Consider the following 16262-nt stretch of genomic DNA (forward strand, 5'->3'; position numbering starts at 1 on the left):
ACTATGCCGGGCCGTTCAACAAGAACAGCCAGGTGCACCATGTGGCGCTGAAAGGCAAGCCACGGGACAACCTGACCGTCGGCGCGCTGTACTTCGACTTCGATACGCTGGACACGGATCAGGGCAACCTCGGCGGGCGTGAGCTGGACCTGTACGTGGAATGGATGGTCAACGAGCACCTGCTGATCAGCCCGTTGGTGGGGTTCTATAAGCCGGAGCGCAGTGCGAACAACGGCGGCACGCAATTGGGTGGGCGGGATACGGGGGCCTACATGCAACTGATTGTCGGGACCTTTTTTTGACTCTGCAGCCTGGGGCTGCTTCGCAGCCCTTTCGCGACGCAAGGCCGCTCCTACACAAGTACAGCGCAAGCATCACAGGCGATGTTGTACCTGTGTAGGAGCGGCCTTGTGTCGCGATGGGCCGCAAAGCGGCCCCGGCCATCTCAAGCCAACCCCTGCTCCACCAGCCACCGCCGCACCATCATCTGCTGCTCACCCGGTAAGCCCGACAAAACCGCCCCAATTGCCAGGCCACCCAGCAACGCACGTACCACAGGCGCCAGCTCCACCCCCTGCAAATGCCACACCCCCAACGGCTGGTCCGCCGTCACCACCACCTCGGCCGCGTCCACCAGACCGTCGCGCAACACAGGCCGCCGTTCAACCCGCACGGCGCTCCAATCCGCGGCCGTATGCAAGGGCTGCGCATCCGGCCAGCCTTGGCGCCGAGCCCAAAATGGCTGCCCTACCCGCCCTTGCTCCTGCCCATAGAAATCCCGCCCAATGCGGGCAAATCGCAAAAACAGCTGTTCGACCCGCTGCTGGTGAAACTGCCACGCCAACACCGCCCGCTCGGGCCGGCGCAGCAAGGTGTTGATCACCACCGGCGCCTGCAACGCCGAAGACAGTGACTGGAAAATCCCGTTACCCGACAGCGGGTCAACGGCCATCGCCGCATCACCCACCCGTATCCAGTCATGCCCGACGCATTCGCCCGCCAGAATGGCAGTACTGCTGCGTGCATGCACCTGTGCCGGCACCAACGCCTGATCGTCGAACAGCTCCGCGACCAACCCGCTGCGTGCCCGCAGCGTCGCGCAATAATCGGCCAACCCGGCCTTACCCGGCAGGCCTGCAGCGTCCTGGGTGACTTGCCAGTAGCAACGGCCATCTGCCAGCCGCGCCATCCACGCCCAGCCATCCTCCAGGCTTTCCACTGCCGACGCAGGCGCGCCAGGGCTACCCTGCCAGACATTCAGCAGGCTGACTGTTTCCGGCCCGCGCAGGCGGTCTGCGGCCAGCGGTGCCTGGCGGCCTCGGGCCTCGACGAGAAAATCAGCCGTCAGCACTTGCCCATCGTCCAGACGCACATGATGACCGCCCTCGTGCACCACCTCGCGTATCCGCCCCTCGACCACGCTTACACCGGCACGCTGAAGATCGTCGCGCAGCGCCCGATCAAACCGTTGCCGATCCAGCAAGAACTCCTGGTTCATTCGCAGGTGCTGGCCATTCCAGTGCACCTGCCGGGTAGCCGGCGTGGCCGCCTGGCTCAAAGCACCGCCGAGGCCCGCATGCCGCAAGCCCTCCAGCACCCGTTGCGAAACCCCTTCAACAGCCGCGAAACGGCGCCACTGCGACACCACCGTCACGGTATAACCCAGCCGCCGCAGGCCTATGGCCGTGGCCGCACCCGCAGGGCCGGCACCCAACACCACAATGCGCGGTTCAGGCATGGCTCGCCCCCCGTCGCTCTGGGCCTGAGAACGTCGCATGCTGACGCAACCACGCATGGATTCGCTGGCGATCCATGCCCGGTTCGTCACGCAGCAACGCCGCAATCCTACCGCTCAATGCCGCACAACCCAGGCTAGCGCCCGCTCTGCCGCCCGTCCCTACATAACCGCCAAAGTCCGCCTGCCGGGTGCCCAGCCACGACCACTGGCCGGGCGCGCAACGTGCATCACCGGTCACCCGAATCACGCCTGGGTAGCTGGCTGGGAATACGGGCCCGCCCTGTGCCGGGCTGGATGCACACAACACCACGCCCGCAGCCAAGGCCTCAGCGCAGGCCTGATGCAAAACCGCTCGGTCCTGCTGCAGGCCAAGGCTCAGGTTGACCAGCGTAGCCCCCGCTTCCACCAGCCACAGCAGCGCTGCCGCCACCTGCAAGGCACTGGTGCTGGCCTGGCCGCCGAACACCTGGGCCACCAGCAACGGCACAGGGCCAGCCTCCCGTTGCAAGCTGGCCAGCACGGCACTGCCATGCCCTAGCTCATCGGACAGCATTGCGCCTTCACGTAACTGGCCGTCTTCCAGCCAGAAACGGCGGGCATCGAGCAAGCCGTTGGTTTGCTCCGGCGAGCAGCCACTGTCGATGACCCCAACGCGCACGTCAGCGCCCATGTTTGACCGTCTCCTGCGGCAGTACCTGCAACTGGCCGTCATGCAACTGCAAGTGCAGGTCGGCATCAGCCAAAGTCGACGCGCGGTGGCTGATGAGGATCCGCGTGCGGCTGGCAAACAGCTGGTCGATAGCTGCGATCACCTCACGTTCGGTGGCTTCGTCCACCGCCGAGGTGGCCTCGTCCAGCACCAGAATCGCCGGGGCCTGCAACACCGCACGGGCGATGGCGATGCGTTGCTTCTGGCCGCCGGACAACTGCTGGCCACGTTCGCCCAGCAAGCCGTCCAGGCCCAGCGGCAGGCTGTCGACCAGGCCGTCCAGCCGCGCCAGGCGCACCACACGCTCAAGCTCTGCGCGGCTGGCCTCGGGCACGCCGTAGGCCAGGTTCTGCGCCAGAGTGCCACGGAACAGCACGATGTCCTGGCTGACGACGGCGATACGCCTACGCAGCGCTGCCAAGTCCAGCTCGCGCAGGTCGGTCCCGTCCAGCAGGATGCGCCCAGCGTCCGGGTCGTAGAAGCGCTGCAACAGGTCGATCAGGGTCGACTTGCCCACCCCCGAAGCGCCGCTGATGGCCACCTTCAGCCCGCCTGGTACACACACCTGTACGTTATTCAGCACCGCACCCTGGCGCCCTTCATGGGCAAAGCTCAGTGCTTCGAGGCGCAATTCGCCTGGCCCATCGGGTATGGGTTGCGGGTTGGCTGCCGGGCGTACGGCCACGGTTTCCCGTTTCAGCTCCATCACCCGCCCAAGGCTCACGGCCATGCGCTGCACCGCCACGTACAGGCCCAGCAGGCTCTGCACCGGCCCTACGGCCATGCCCATGTAGGTGGAAAAGGCGATTAACGCGCCTAGCTGCCAGGTCCCCTGAATCACCCACCAGCCGCCGACCAGGAACGCGCAAGCGCGGCACCAGGAGGTGAGCGTGCCGGGAACGGCCTGGGTGAAGAATTCGGTCACCTGCACCTTCAGCAACTGGCGCATGTAGCCCTGGCCAAGCTGATCCAGCCGCCCTGCCTCGCGGCCTTGCTGGCCGGCCGCCTGGATGAACTTCATCGCCGGCAAGGTCTCGACCAGGAACGACGACACATCCGCCGAACGTTCCCGCAGGTTGCGCACTTCGCGCTCTACCTTACGGCGCATCCAGCGCAGCCACAGCACCTCGATCGGTACCAGCAGCGCCAGCAACAGCGACAACTGCCACGACAGCATCAGCATCAACGCCACCGCGCCCACCAGGCCGATCACCGCCGACACCGCCGAGAACAGCGAATCCACGGCAAAGCGCTGGATCTCCGCCACATCGCCGTCCAGCCGCGAAAGAATGTCGCCCATGCGCCGCCGCCCATAGAACGTAGGCGACAACTGCTGCAGGTGGCGGTACAGGTCATCGCGCAGGGCGAACAGAATGCGCCCAGACAAGCGCGTGTGCAGGTAGCGGTTGACGCCGGCCAGCACCGTGCCCAGCAGGCCTGCGCCGATCATGATCGCTGCCATGTGCCAGAGGGTCTGGTAGTCCTTGGCCAGCAGCCCCTCGTCGATCAGCGTCTTGACCAGCCAAGGTTGCGCCAGGGCCAGCAACGAGGCGCCCAGCGACAAACCCAGCAGCAGGCCGATAGCGCGCCGGTGCGGGCGCACGAAACCATACAGCCAGGCCAACGCCTGGCGCATGAGTACAGGGTCGCTGGACTCCACCAGCTTTGCGAACAATGGGCCCATGGTTCAGCCGCGCAACTGCTTGAGCTTGCGGTACAGCGTCGCCCGGCTGATGCCCAGTGCTTCGGCGGCGGCCGACACGTTGCCCTGGTGGCGCGCAAGGGCGCCACGGATCAGCTCCAGCTCGTTGTCCTTGAGGCTACCGGAGGGCGCCGAGCCGCTGGCCAGTTCGTCCAGCAGGCAGTCGGTGAGGTGGTCCAGCGTCAGCACCTGCTCGCCGTCCTCGCGCATGGCCAGTGCCGTGCGCACCACCATTTCCAGCTGGCGGATGTTACCCGGCCAGTCGAAGCCTTCGAGCAATGCCGCCAACGCCGGCTCCAGCGTGACGCCACGGGCGTCGGACTTATCCAGCAGGCCCTGGATGATCGCGGCCAGGTCGTCACGCTCGCGCAGCGCCGGCAGGCGCAGCGACACGCCGTTGACCCGGTAGTACAGGTCTTCGCGAAAGTGCTGCTCTTGTACCAGGCGTTTCAGGTCGCGGTGAGTGGCGCAGATCAGCGCCACGTCGATGTCCTGCTCGTCGCCGGCCCCCAGCGGCGCTACACGGCGCTCTTGCAGTACTCGCAGCAGGCGCGCCTGCAAGGCCAGCGGCATGTCGCCGATTTCGTCGAGGAACAGCGTGCCACCATGGGCCTGCATCAACCGCCCGACCATCCCGCCGCGGCGGGAACCTGTGAAGGCGCCCTCGCGGTAGCCGAACAGCTCCGACTCGATCAGCCCCTCGGGAATGGCCGCGCAGTTGACGGCCACGAACGGTTTGTCGGCACGCGGGCTGGCCTGGTGCAAGGCCCGGGCGACCACTTCTTTACCGGTACCGGTCTCGCCCAGTAGCAACACCGGCAGGCCATTGCCCAGCCCTTGGCGGGCCATGCGCAGGTTGCGCGCCAGGCGTGGATCACCACCGGCCAGGGCGTCGAGCGCGGGCGACTGCTTGCTCAGCGCCGGCTTGCCGGCTGGCGTGCTGCCATTGACCCGGCCATGGCGTGGCAGTTGCAGGGCGCGGAAGTAGAACTCGCCCTTGGCCGTCTGCACACTGCTCACCCCGCCCTGCCACAGGCGTGCGATAAATGCAGGTGAACGCTCGCCGAGCAGGTCGGTGCTGCGCCTGCCAATCAGCTCATGGCGCGGCACCTGCAATAACTGGCAAGCACTGTCGTTGGCGGCCAGCACTTCACCGTCCAGGCTCAGCGCCAGCAGGCCGTGCCAGGCACTGTTGAGATACTGCGGGCGACTGTGGAAGGCCAGCACCAACTGCTCTGGATGGCACAGGCCGAACAAGCGGCTTTCGATGTTGCCGGCCGCCAGCATCAGCGTCGACAGGCTGTCTTGCGGCTGCGCCATTACGCCTTCGCGGGTGATGTCGAGCACCCCGATCACCTCGCCACGCGGGTCGCGCAGCGGCACGGAGGTGCAGGAGAACGGGCTGAGGCGGTCCAGGTAATGTTCACCGCAGTTGATCAGCGTCGGCCGGCCTTCGACCACGGCGGTGCCGATGGCATTGGTGCCGCGCAGCGACTCGCTCCAGCAGCTGCCGGGGTGCAGGTCGCGCAGGCCCTCGCGGCTGAGCACGTGCGTCTGGCCTTCGATGGCCAGGACGTTGGCCTGGGCGTCGCCGAGAATGACGATACCGGCCTTGCCCTGGCGTGCGACCAGGTAGTCCAATTCGGGGGTGACGGCGTCGACCAGCAGACGGTTGCGCTCCAGCAGCATGCGCAGGTCATGGCCTTGTTCCAGGCCCAGGCCGACCTGTTCGCCCTGCAGGCAATCCAGGCCATGGCCCAGGCTGCGGCGCCAGGACGCGTCGATCTCGTCGCGCAGCATGCCCAGCGGCAGCTCGCCTTCGCTGGCCAGCTTCAGACGGGCCTGGCGGGATTCGTGCAGCGGGTCTTGGGCGTTTGTTATTAGTTGTCGCGCCATTTTCTACTCCGGCTGTGCCCTGCAAGATGGCGGGGTACGGGCTTGGGAATTTTCCGCAGTGTGCGGGAGAAATGGCTGGGCGTCATCTGGTTGATGGGTTGGGGGATGGCTGGGGGTGTATGGCTTGGGTTTTCGGGTGGGGCGGCGCTCGATCTCACAGGCGACAAACCTTCATCGGCGTGCACTTGGAGGCCCAAACACAACCCCCGAACCAGTCATCAAACACCCCGCACCAGCTCCGCCTTCCCCCGCTCGTCCAGCTGCTGCCTTTCAACCCCATCCAGCAACGCACTGGAGCCGCCACAGATCGCTACCAAACGGTAAGCACTGTAACACTTCTCCCAAATGATCGTGCCACCTGCTCCGGCTTTTCTACTCGGGCAAATAGGATCACCGCACCGCAGCGCCCACAGAGGCTCACACCGAGCCTGATGCCAGTGAAGCCCCGGTCAAGCCAGACTCACCCACTGTTGGAAGAGGTCTAATTTCCAGACCGACGTATCCGACTGGCAACGCTCCCACTACTGGCGGAGGCAGCAATTGGAAAACGGGAGCGCACCACTGTATTAATTCTATGCGAGAGAGAACTTTGTGCGATGGCACGACTTTTAAATCCTAGTTCACTTAGAGCATCGCGCTCGCCCCACCCTGTTAATCTAGCGCCACGAGTCTCAATCTTGTAGCTGATCGCACTAATCAGCAGTTGATCTAGAATCAATTCGGTGTTGATCAAGCCTTTGGTTCGCGCGTCGTTAACCCATACGCTCGCCACAGCATTGGGATTTTTGTATAATTCACCTGCCTTCTCCCAAAACTCCTTGGGTACTGCATGCAAACTCGAATAAGAGCGCCGGGGCTGCGACGACGCCCCCTCTGGATGTACTCGCGGAAGCGGAAGATAGCCATTTTCTGGTAGCGCTTCAACCATCTTCGACATAGCGGATAGCGGTGATGGCGGTGATACACGCTGAATAGCGCGCGACCGCTGGCTTATACCGTAAGGTTGTTTAGATGCCCAAGGGGAAGGTATGACTGGCACTTTCATCCGCCCGTCAGTGTCCAGATAATTGATAGGATCTGCTTCGCAATATACGTACGCATTGATCCCACCCGCGCCAAATGGGCTTATCACGTCAGGTGAACAGAATCGCATCAGTACCGGGCTATAGGCACGTACCCCATTGCCAAGCAAATCGCATCCAGACGTGACATCCCGATGTTCCCCCTTGTAAGCAAGGAGAGACGCTGTCAATGCAGCCTGATCAAAGCCATAAGGGCTATAGCTTCGACTGTGCTGCACCTTGAATATTGAATTTTGTCGATCTACAGCCAGCAGCCACCGCGTTTGTTCAGAAACCTCACCTATCACAACGTCAGCGCCAGCAAACACACTGCAAGTGTTATCCGCACTCACCTTGGTAGTTAATCGCCACCCGCTATAAAAATATCGAGACATCGTCTGCTCCGTTTTAACCAACCCTTACGAAACAATTGCCCAGTTTCAATACAAGCGCAACTATCAAAAATATCAGTTCGCAATGGCCTAGTGCCGTGCAAGGTGGCGGGCTAAGAGCTTGAGAGTTTTCCGGAGTGTGCGGGAGAAATGGCTGAGTGTGACTGGGGGGGTATGGCTTGGGTTTTCGGGTGGGGCGGAAATCGAGCGCCGCGCGGGCGGCGCTCGATCTCACAGGCGACAAACCTTCATCGGCGTGCACTTGGAGGCCCAAACACAACCCCCGAGCCAGCCCTCAAACACCCCGCACCAGCTCCGCCTTCCCCCGCTCGTCCAGCTGCTGCCTTTCAACCCCATCGAGCAAAGCCTCCACCACCGCCTTGGCCGAATCCAGCCCATGGTCATTGCTCAACAACAGATCACGACAAGTCCCCTTGGCCAACTCCAACGCCTTGAGGTTGGTCGCAAACGCCCCCTTGAGCAGCGTGGACAGATGCACCAGCGCATCTTCGTAGTCCACCCCCGCACGCACGGCAAACAACGGCGGATGGCTGCATTCACAGGTCGAAGAACTGGAGGACGCCGTGGTGGCGCGTACGGGAGGATCAGGTAAGCCTTTTGTCATTGTGTCGCTCCTTGATTCACTGGAGCCGCCACAGATCGCTACCAAACGAAGTGGTGACGGCTGTACGCAGGTTGGTAGACCGGGAATCAAGGAAACCGGCGCGCACGGAGGCGCCCTACGCACAGCCGCCATAAAACGAAACAGCCGGGCACAAAAAAGCGCCAACTGTATCGCAGAGCGGGCGCTTGTGCGCCTTGATTGATCGCGGGCTACCAAACCCGGCTGCTGGATTGACAGCAGCGGGCAAAGACTACCGAGGTCAGGGAAGGGTTTCAAGCTGAGGGCATTTGTCGTAACACTTCTGTCAACCGCATTGGCCTCTTCGCGGGCAAGCCCGCGAAAAGGCCCTCAAGATAGATCACGGCTGGAGGTGTCGATACCCAGGTGGTGTCGTCGGCGATGATGCCACCCTCCAGCTTCAGGTTGGCGGACTGCAGCGGTGGCAGCTCGACCATGATGTCCCTCCGACATTAGGCTTTTTCTGTGAGGCGGGGATGAAACGGATTGTTATTGCTTACTCCCAGAGCGTACCGGCCTTTTTTCTGCTACTGAGGGTACTGAAAGTTGTGAAAGCCCCGAAAGTTCTGATTTCCACGAATATCCTGCATATTCTGGAAGCCCTGAAAACCCTGGAAGCTCTGAAAACTCTGGAAGTTCTGAAAACCCTGGAAGCTCTGAAAACTCTGATTACCCTGAAAACTCTGATAACCCTGATAACCCTGATAACCCTGAAAAGTCTGGAAGCTCTGAAAGCCCTGAGATCCCTGAGATCCTTGATAGCGCTGCGAATGAGACCCCGGATTTTTGACAAACGAATTTCTACGAACAAGATGGCCGTAAGTTGTTTCCAGCACTTTTACTTTATTAAATACTGATTCACGAATCCGGTAGCTTTCTTTGACGCGTCTATCAGTGCCACGCCAGAGGTTAACGACTTCCGCTCCCGCCTTCAGTTCTTTGAAATTTTTTACATATACTCCAAACACGTGCGGAGTTGACCCATCCCGTTCACGACTACTTGTTCTCCTTGCATAATGCCAAGCCAATTTTCTGTCTTGCGTAAAGTAAAACCCCTTGCCATGATGAACCGTAGGACGTGACTTGAGCTGAACGCCACTTAACAACGAGCTTTGATGTTTTAGCGTACTACCATGATACCCTACAAAATCATAGCCTGGGGGCACTGGGCCATGCCCGCTGGGATCTTTTAAATTTATTGGGTCCCCTTGGCAACATCCATATGAATTCAATCCACCGTACCCGAACGGACTTACACTGTCCGGAGAACCAAATCGCATCAGAGCAGGGTTAAATAATCGATAACCGCTCCCAAGCAGATAACTACAGGTACACGGGTCTAGTCGCTCGCCGTTAAAACCGAGCAAACTCGTTGACCGAGGAACGAAACCATAAGGCGAATAAGGAAAAGCACCAGACATCGGTCTGCCACGTGACGTGTCAAATAACGTTCCTAGCGTAGGTGTCACGATGATTCCCCACCTCCAGCTTTACACAAGATAATCATGGCTAATGGTAAAAATTTCTACTGGCAAAAATGTTAGGCTCAGGAGCGGCCTTGTGTCGCAAAATGCCTCACCCACGTCGACCGCACCGGTGCCGTTCAACCTGTTTCACGGCTGCTGATTCTGGCTCAAATACTTGTCCACCGTGGCCTTGCCATCCCCCGCATCCCCGGCCACCTGCCACAACCGCCGCTCGATCCCCTGCGCCAGCAAATGCCCCACCGCCGCCTCGATCGCCGACAGCACGCACAGCTGCGCCGGTTCGTTGGTGGTGTAGCCCACCTCGGCTTCCAGCAGTTTCTTGAACTCGATGAACTTGAACACCCCGGCGCTGCGGCCAACCGAGTAGATGGTCTTGCTAGTCATCACGTTGGCCAACACCTGCCCGGTGCGCACGTCAACGGCACGCAGGTTCACGGTCACCTGGTCCACCCGATACTCGCGGGAGATGTCTATCCCCAGGTAACGAGCCCCCTCCCCGCCGCTGCGTACGTTGGTGTCGTAGGCAATGATGCCGCCTTCGAGCATCAGATTAGCGGCCTGCAGCGGTGGCAACTCGCCCATGATGTTTTCCGCCACATCAGGCTTTTTCTGCGAAGCCCGGATGATCTTGCGTTCGGTCAGCAGGTTCTGCAGGCCTTCACGCTCCAGCACCACGAACCAGCCGCTGGCGCTCAGGGCGTCCATCAGCATGCTGGCCGCACCCTGGGTAACGCTGGTGGAGAACGAGCTGGCCGGGGTCGGCTTGTACTGCCCGGTCTGATCGCGGAAGCCGTAAACCACGGCCATCAGCCGGCCTTTGGGGCGTGGCATGTTGATCAGGTCGTAGTAGGTCGAGGCCCGTGGGGTCAGGGTCGGGGTTTCCGAGTCCTGTTCGGCCGACATGGGTTCGCGCAGGCTGCAACCCGTTTGCAGGCCAAGGGCGGTGAGGATCAGCAGCGTGCTCAGCAGACGTTTCATGGTGTTCTCTCCCCAACATAAAAGCCCTTCCCTCTCAGGGGTTCAGGCCGCTGACCTCAATGATCGAAATTTCTCCTGTGGCGCGATCGGTGACCTTGATGCTCAAGGCCCCGGAATCGTCGATGACGTCGATGAGAAACGCATCGGTCGCCATGCTGCCGGTGCTGCCGTTGCTGATGTTGTCCAGCAACTGCGACAACATCCGCGACTCCAGCTGGTTGCTGAAGCGCTCCAGGGCTGTGGTGCCGGTAAAGGCCGAGGCACGGTCCTTGAGGTCGGGGTCGTCGTAGTCGTTCTGCGCCTGGGCGTTGTTCAGCAGCCAGGTGCCGTTCAATGGGTTGCCGCCAAACGCCGGGTTGACCGGGGTGTACACCAGCTCGGTGGCCTGAGCAGCAAAAGCGCTGGCCAGCAGGCAGGCGGCGATGCAACGTGGAATGCGGTGGTTCATAGCTCGTCCCTCTCCAAGTCGGTGGTGTCCTGCAGCAGGCGTTGCAGCTTGCGTTGAATGATTTGCTGCTTGACCAGGTCGGCGGCGGCAACGGCCTCGTCTTTGAGCTCGGTGGTGTTTGGTGGCAGGAAGCGGCGGTACATCACTTCACGCTCGAATTCCACGGTGACCAGGCTGCCCCAGCGGGCATCCGGGCGTTCGCGTACCACCAGGTTGAAGTCCAGGCGGCTGGTGGCGCGCAGGCGGTCGGCGAAGTAGTAATAAAAGTCGTGGCCGATGTGCGAGATGGTGTTGTCGACGATAAAGCCCTGCATCTCGTCTTCATTACCGGCCTTGGCCGAGGTGGCCAGCAACAGCAGGCTCAGGCACAGCGCTGCCAGGCTGTTCATGGCGTGTCTCCCGGGCCGCTGTGGGTCTGCACACCGCCGGCACTTTCGCTGAAGGCCTGCTCGGCGACGAACTGCCAGTCGCTGTAATGCTCCAACCCCTCGAAGCCTGTCCATTCGGCGCTGAAGCCACTGCGTTTGAATGGGGTGGCGTCCGAACGGCTGTGCACGCCGGTGATGCGGCCGTCGATCGAGCGCAGCAGGCCCCACTCGTCGCTGTTGGTGATGGGGTCGGGGTACAGCCTGCGAATGTGCCGCCTGGCCTGGGGGAAACGGTTGTCCTGCAACAGGTCGGCCAAGTCCTGCGGGTACTGGGCCAAACCCGGCGAGGCGCGATAGTAGCTGCGCAAGGCCTGGGCGTACTGGCTGCCCACCCACAGCAGTTGGCGTTCGCGGTCACGCTGGGCGGCGCTGGCCCAGATCGTGCCGGTAGCGGCCAGGGCCACGCTGCTGACCGCAATCAGCAGCAGCACGCCCAGGTAGGTGAAGCCGCTTTGGGCCTTACCATTCAGCGAAGAGGCTGCCATCACGCGCCCTCCCTGTGGCACCGCTCTTGATATCGGCCACGCCGCCGGCCACGCCTTCGGGCGGTGGCACCAACTGCCAGGCATCGCTGCGTTCGGTAATCGGGTCGACCGGGGTGTTGCGCAGGTAGCGTTGCTCCACCAGTTGCTCCAGCGAGTCCGGGTAATGGCCGGTGTCGCCGTAGTAGTGGTCCAATGACTCGCGCAGCACCGCCAGGCTCTGGCGCAGGGTGGCCTCGCGGGAGCTTTCCAGGCTGTTGAAATAGCGCGGCATGGCGATGGTCATCAGCGTGGCGATGATCGCCATGACCACCAGCAATTCGATCAGGGTGAAGCCTTTGCTGCGTTTCATGGCTGTCACCATTGCCCGTAAGGGATGCTGTTGAGGCCTTTGCCTCGAGCCCTGGAGTACACGTCGAACACGTCTTCGCCTTCGCGCGGGTTGTCGGGGCTGCTGTCGTAGGCGCGCAAGCCCCAGCCGCCTTCGTCTTCATCCTTGGCCGCCACCAGCGGGTCGTGCGGGATGCGCCGCAGGAAGTAGAACTTGGCGCCCTTGGCACTGCGCACATCGCGCACGCCATCCACCAGTACCTGCAAGTTCGGCGGGTAGCCGCTGGCATCCAGGCGTTTCTCGATGTAGCCGGCGTCGAAGGCCCGCTTGTAGGCGTCGATGGCATCGCGAATCTGGTACAGCGCCTCGCGCAATTGCTGCTCCTTGCCACGGCGCACCACGGTTTCGGTCAGCGGCGCGGCCATGCTGGCCAGCAGCCCGAGCAGTGCCAGGGTCAGCACCACCTCGATCAGGCTGAAGCCGTGCATAAGGCGCCGGGTTTTCATGGCCGTGGGCTCCCGTTGACCGGGGCGACCGCCATTTGGCTGTCCACGACCGGTGCGTCGGTGGTTGGCGCATTGCCAGGCACGTCCATTGGTGGCAGCGGGGCCATCTGGCGTACCTGCATGGCCGACTCGGTGCCGGTGGAGAACTCCATGTCCGACGGGCTCTGGTACGGCAGGTTGCGCACGATGCGCGGGGTGATCGCCAGCACCAGCTCGCTCTTGCTCATGTCGTCCTTGTTGCTGCCGAACAGCCGGCCCAGGCCGGGGATGTCGCCAAGCCCGGGGATTTTGTTGCCGCTGGCGTTGTGGTCATTGCGCACCAGGCCGGCCAGTACCTGGGTTTCGCCATCGTGCAGGCGCAGGCTGGTTTGCGCGTTGCGGGTGTCGACCTGGACCGGAATGGTGCCCTGGCGGGTGGCTTCCAACGGCGTGGCGTTGCTCACTTCCAGCGCCACCTTGATCGCCACTTCGTTGTTCAAGTGCACGGTGGGCTGTACTTCAAGCTTCAAACCGACGTCCAGGTAGGTGACGCTTTCGGTGATCACCGGGCCCTGGGTGGACGGCACCGAGGTGGCGCTTATGATCGGCACCCGCTGGCCGATGTGGATGCGTGCCTGCTCGCGGTTACTGACGCGGATCACCGGGCTGGCCAGGGTGTTGATGTCCTTGTCCGAAGCGTTGATCTTGGCCTGCGGCGCCGGCGAGATGCTGATGCGGCTGGAGTCGATGCCCTTGAGCTGGTCGAGCACGCTGACCGGTTTGCCGTCGTTGCTCAGCACGCCGAAGGTGTTGGGCCATTGCAGGCCGAGGTCGAGGATGCGCGAGGTGGCCACTTCCATCACCTCCACTTCCAGCACCACCTCGGGGTTGGACTGGTCCTGCGATTGCAGCAGCTTCTCGGCCATGCGCACGGCATCCGGGGTGTCGCGCATGGTCAAGGTGTTGAGGCGCTCGTCGACGAACACGTCGCGGGTCTTGAGCATGGTCTTGACCATGTTCAGCGCGGTGTTGGCGTCGATGCTGGTCAGGTAGAACGTGCGCATGACCAGTTCCTGGTAGTCCTTGGTCTTCTGCGGCGAGTCGGGGTAGACCATCACGGTGTTGTCGTTGACGATCTTCTGGCGCAGCTGGTTCTGCTCCAGCAGCAGGGCCACGGCGTCTTCGATGCGCACTTCACGCACGAAGATGGTGGCTTTCATGTCCGGGCGCAGGTCCTTGTCGAAAATGAAGTTGATGCCGGCGACCTGCGACAGCACCTCGAAGATGGTCTTCAGGTTGGCATCGCGAAACTCCAGGGTCACTGGCCGCTCCAGCTTGCTGCGCAACTGCGGGTACGGCTGTGCGGTGCGCGCCTGGACGTTCTCGATGTCGCTGCGCAGGGTCATGCCCTTCTGGTTCTGCGGGTCCAGGCGCAGCACTTCGCGCATGTAGCGCTCGGCGCCGAACAGGTCGCCCTGGCGCAGCGCGGCCTGGCCAAGCGCCACGCGCTCGTCGAGGGTGCGGATCAGTTCCAGCTGGCGGATGCCTTCCTGGGCGCGGCGGTTGTTCGGCTCCAGGGTCAGCACTCGGCCATAGCCCATGCGGGCATTGGCGAAGTCGTGGCGGATACGGTCGGCGTCGGCCTGGGTGATCAGCGCCTCGACTGCCGCCTGACGGCTGTGGGCCAGGGCGATGTTCAGCTCGGTGTCGCGTGGGTCATCGCGCAGGGCTTCTTCCAGGCGGGCAATGCCGGCCTCGTACTGGCCCTCTTTCATCAACTGGTCGCTGTCCTTGCGTACCGCGCTGGTACCGCAGCCGGCAATGGCCACGCACAGCGCCACGAGCAGGAACGGAGCAGGCTTGCACAGCTTCGACGACTTCATGGTGCGCTCCCTACAGACAAGGTCTGCGACTGGTGCAAAGGCAGGTAGACCAGGCTCAGCTCGCTGGCTGAAACGCGGTCGAGGCGATAGGTGTCTTCGATCACGTCGCCTTGGCGCACGACGTAGAGTTTTTCGCCGCTCTGCAAGAAGATCTGCAGGTCGTCGCGGTCACCCATGCGGCCGATGAATTCAAATGGCAGTGCCGGAGCGGTTGGCGCTGGCACTACTGCTGGCGCGGCAACCACGGGTTGCTCGGTGACGGTGGCCAGGGTTTTGGGCTTGGTCCACTGCTGGGTGGGGAACAGGTCTCTGGAGGCCTGGTCCGGCCCTTTCGCGGCCAAAACCGCACCCGCAGAAGCGGCGCTGCCCGCAGTCTCTGTGGGAGCTGGCTTGCCGGCGACCGGGGCCAGCGCGTCTTCTTGGCCGAACCAATGGCCGGGTGCCCAGGCCAGCGCTGCGCTCACGCCGAGGAAACCGGCCCAGATGACTGCACGTTGAGTGTTCATCACGACCTCGACAGGTAAAGGGTCATGCGCAGGCGGGCATTGAGCTCGCTGTCGCCAATGCGTTTGCGTTGCAGCTCGAGGTCTTCCAGCACCAGGGTCGGCAGCTGCTTGAGCAGGCCCTTGAGGAAGCCGCGAATCTGCGGATAGCTGCCGCGCACCGGCAGCACGATCTGGTAGCGCGCCAGCTGGGTCTTGGGGTCGATGCCCAGGGCGTACTCACCACGGGCCAGGCTGATGTGCTCGGCGCTGGCCAGGTGATACAGGCGCTCGATCAGCTCGCTGGCCTGGGGCTGCCCCGGCAGTTGCTGACGCAGGGTGTCCAGGGCCTGCTGTTCGGGTTTGACGGCAATCTTCAGCTCTCCCCGCTTGACCCGCCCTACCTGCACGCTGGCGTCCGCTTCGGTGGCGCGCAGTTCGCGCACGTTCTGCCATTGCGGCAGCACCCCGGCACACGCCACACCAATGGCCAGCAGGCCTACGGCCACCGCCGCCAGGCCGACCGGGCCGACACTGCGCAGGCGCTCCTGGAAGATCAGGCTGTTGAGCGATTCAAGGGCGCGCATGGCCGGTCTCCCAAGTGGCGGTGAGGGTGAAGCGCACGGGGTGCTCAGGCTGTGCGGCCAGCACCTCGTGGTTGAGCAGCGATACATCGCTTAGCTCGTCACTGGCTTCCAGGCGCTGGTGGTACTGCAGCATCGCTTCGAGGTTGCGTGCCTCGGCGGCAATGCGCACCTGGCCCTTGCGTGCATCCGGGGTCAGGCCAAGCAACGCGACATCGTCCTGGGGCATGGCTTCGAGCATGGCGAACAGCTGCTGCCAGGGGCGTTGCAGTTGCTGCGACACACTGCGCATCTGTGCCAGACGCTCGGCTTGCTCGCGGCTGGCAGCGCTGTTTTGTGGCGCTACGGTGGCCGGACGGCGGCCCAGTTGCAGCTCAAGGCTGTGCACGCTGGCCTCCAGGTCGACCTGCTCGGCCTGCAAGCTTTGTTGCAGCAGCACCAGGCCTACGACCACGGCGCTGCCCAGAGCAAGCAGCGACCAGGCCAAAGGGCTGGTGCGCCGGGGCTGGAATTCCAGGTCGAGGCGGCGCATG

Annotated in this window: 18 protein-coding genes and 1 pseudogene; 1 reads left to right on the forward strand and 18 read right to left on the reverse strand. The window is 62.8% G+C overall.

Annotated elements, in window-relative coordinates; translation table 11 throughout:
- Nucleotides 1-302: pseudogene (locus tag APH42_RS19105) on the forward strand (hypothetical protein); the annotation flags it as partial.
- A 143-nt stretch (nucleotides 303-445) separates the two neighbouring features.
- Here the strand turns inward: APH42_RS19105 and APH42_RS19110 are convergent.
- From APH42_RS19110 to APH42_RS19190, 18 genes are all read right to left on the reverse strand, one after another.
- Nucleotides 446-1738 carry an NAD(P)/FAD-dependent oxidoreductase gene (locus tag APH42_RS19110; RefSeq protein ID WP_060494016.1) on the reverse strand — a complete coding sequence of 431 codons (1293 nt, stop codon included), beginning with the start codon at nucleotides 1736-1738 and terminating at the stop codon, nucleotides 446-448.
- Nucleotides 1731-2408, reverse strand: coding sequence for a hypothetical protein (locus APH42_RS19115; protein WP_060494017.1), 678 nt, complete (start codon nucleotides 2406-2408; stop codon nucleotides 1731-1733). Before APH42_RS19115 ends, APH42_RS19110 begins: the two co-directional genes overlap by 8 nt.
- Entirely contained in the window at nucleotides 2398-4131 is a 1734-nt protein-coding gene (locus APH42_RS19120) for an ABC transporter ATP-binding protein (RefSeq protein ID WP_060494018.1), read from the reverse strand. The genes APH42_RS19115 and APH42_RS19120 overlap by 11 nt, the downstream gene beginning before the upstream one ends.
- A 3-nt stretch (nucleotides 4132-4134) precedes the next feature.
- A complete protein-coding gene (locus APH42_RS19125; RefSeq protein WP_060494019.1) occupies nucleotides 4135-6045 on the reverse strand; it encodes a sigma-54-dependent Fis family transcriptional regulator in 1911 nt (636 codons plus the stop codon).
- 481 nt (nucleotides 6046-6526) lie between these two features.
- Nucleotides 6527-7501 (reverse strand): RHS repeat-associated core domain-containing protein, encoded by a 975-nt coding sequence (locus tag APH42_RS29380; RefSeq protein ID WP_082421429.1) that lies wholly within the window; start codon nucleotides 7499-7501, stop codon nucleotides 6527-6529.
- Between the two features lie 292 nt (nucleotides 7502-7793).
- The gene (locus tag APH42_RS19130; protein WP_060494034.1) at nucleotides 7794-8039 is read right to left on the reverse strand and encodes a hypothetical protein; all 246 of its coding nucleotides are present in this window, start codon (nucleotides 8037-8039) and stop codon (nucleotides 7794-7796) included.
- Between the two features lie 356 nt (nucleotides 8040-8395).
- Nucleotides 8396-8578, reverse strand: coding sequence for a hypothetical protein (locus tag APH42_RS30855; protein ID WP_012272109.1), 183 nt, complete (start codon nucleotides 8576-8578; stop codon nucleotides 8396-8398).
- A 90-nt stretch (nucleotides 8579-8668) separates the two neighbouring features.
- Nucleotides 8669-9562, reverse strand: a complete 894-nt coding sequence (locus APH42_RS30305) for an RHS repeat-associated core domain-containing protein (protein WP_082421430.1) — start codon at nucleotides 9560-9562, stop codon at nucleotides 8669-8671.
- 192 nt (nucleotides 9563-9754) lie between these two features.
- A complete protein-coding gene (locus APH42_RS19145) occupies nucleotides 9755-10606 on the reverse strand; it encodes a CsgG/HfaB family protein (RefSeq protein ID WP_060494021.1) in 852 nt (283 codons plus the stop codon).
- Nucleotides 10607-10640: 34 nt separating this feature from the next.
- Nucleotides 10641-11054 (reverse strand): curli assembly protein CsgF, encoded by a 414-nt coding sequence (locus APH42_RS19150; protein WP_012272106.1) that lies wholly within the window; start codon nucleotides 11052-11054, stop codon nucleotides 10641-10643.
- Entirely contained in the window at nucleotides 11051-11443 is a 393-nt protein-coding gene (gene csgE, locus APH42_RS19155; protein WP_012272105.1) for a curli production assembly/transport protein CsgE, read from the reverse strand. Before csgE ends, APH42_RS19150 begins: the two co-directional genes overlap by 4 nt.
- Nucleotides 11440-11967 carry a type II secretion system protein gene (locus APH42_RS19160; protein ID WP_012272104.1) on the reverse strand — a complete coding sequence of 176 codons (528 nt, stop codon included), beginning with the start codon at nucleotides 11965-11967 and terminating at the stop codon, nucleotides 11440-11442. The genes csgE and APH42_RS19160 overlap by 4 nt, the downstream gene beginning before the upstream one ends.
- The gene (locus APH42_RS19165; RefSeq protein ID WP_012272103.1) at nucleotides 11942-12316 is read right to left on the reverse strand and encodes a type II secretion system protein; all 375 of its coding nucleotides are present in this window, start codon (nucleotides 12314-12316) and stop codon (nucleotides 11942-11944) included. The genes APH42_RS19160 and APH42_RS19165 overlap by 26 nt, the downstream gene beginning before the upstream one ends.
- 5 nt (nucleotides 12317-12321) lie before the next feature.
- Complete coding sequence (locus APH42_RS19170) at nucleotides 12322-12801, reverse strand: type II secretion system protein (RefSeq protein ID WP_060494022.1); 480 nt, start codon at nucleotides 12799-12801, stop codon at nucleotides 12322-12324.
- A complete protein-coding gene (locus APH42_RS19175) occupies nucleotides 12798-14663 on the reverse strand; it encodes a secretin N-terminal domain-containing protein (RefSeq protein WP_012272101.1) in 1866 nt (621 codons plus the stop codon). Before APH42_RS19175 ends, APH42_RS19170 begins: the two co-directional genes overlap by 4 nt.
- The gene (locus APH42_RS19180; protein ID WP_060494023.1) at nucleotides 14660-15169 is read right to left on the reverse strand and encodes a hypothetical protein; all 510 of its coding nucleotides are present in this window, start codon (nucleotides 15167-15169) and stop codon (nucleotides 14660-14662) included. Before APH42_RS19180 ends, APH42_RS19175 begins: the two co-directional genes overlap by 4 nt.
- Nucleotides 15169-15732: a type 4a pilus biogenesis protein PilO gene (gene pilO, locus APH42_RS19185; protein WP_060494024.1), complete on the reverse strand. Its 564-nt coding sequence runs from the start codon at nucleotides 15730-15732 to the stop codon at nucleotides 15169-15171. Before pilO ends, APH42_RS19180 begins: the two co-directional genes overlap by 1 nt.
- A complete protein-coding gene (locus APH42_RS19190; protein ID WP_012272098.1) occupies nucleotides 15719-16261 on the reverse strand; it encodes a pilus protein in 543 nt (180 codons plus the stop codon). Before APH42_RS19190 ends, pilO begins: the two co-directional genes overlap by 14 nt.
- Nucleotide 16262 lies beyond the last annotated feature (1 nt).

The sequence above is a fragment of the Pseudomonas sp. NBRC 111140 genome (genome assembly GCF_001320885.1).
Lineage (GTDB): Bacteria > Pseudomonadota > Gammaproteobacteria > Pseudomonadales > Pseudomonadaceae > Aquipseudomonas > Aquipseudomonas putida_P.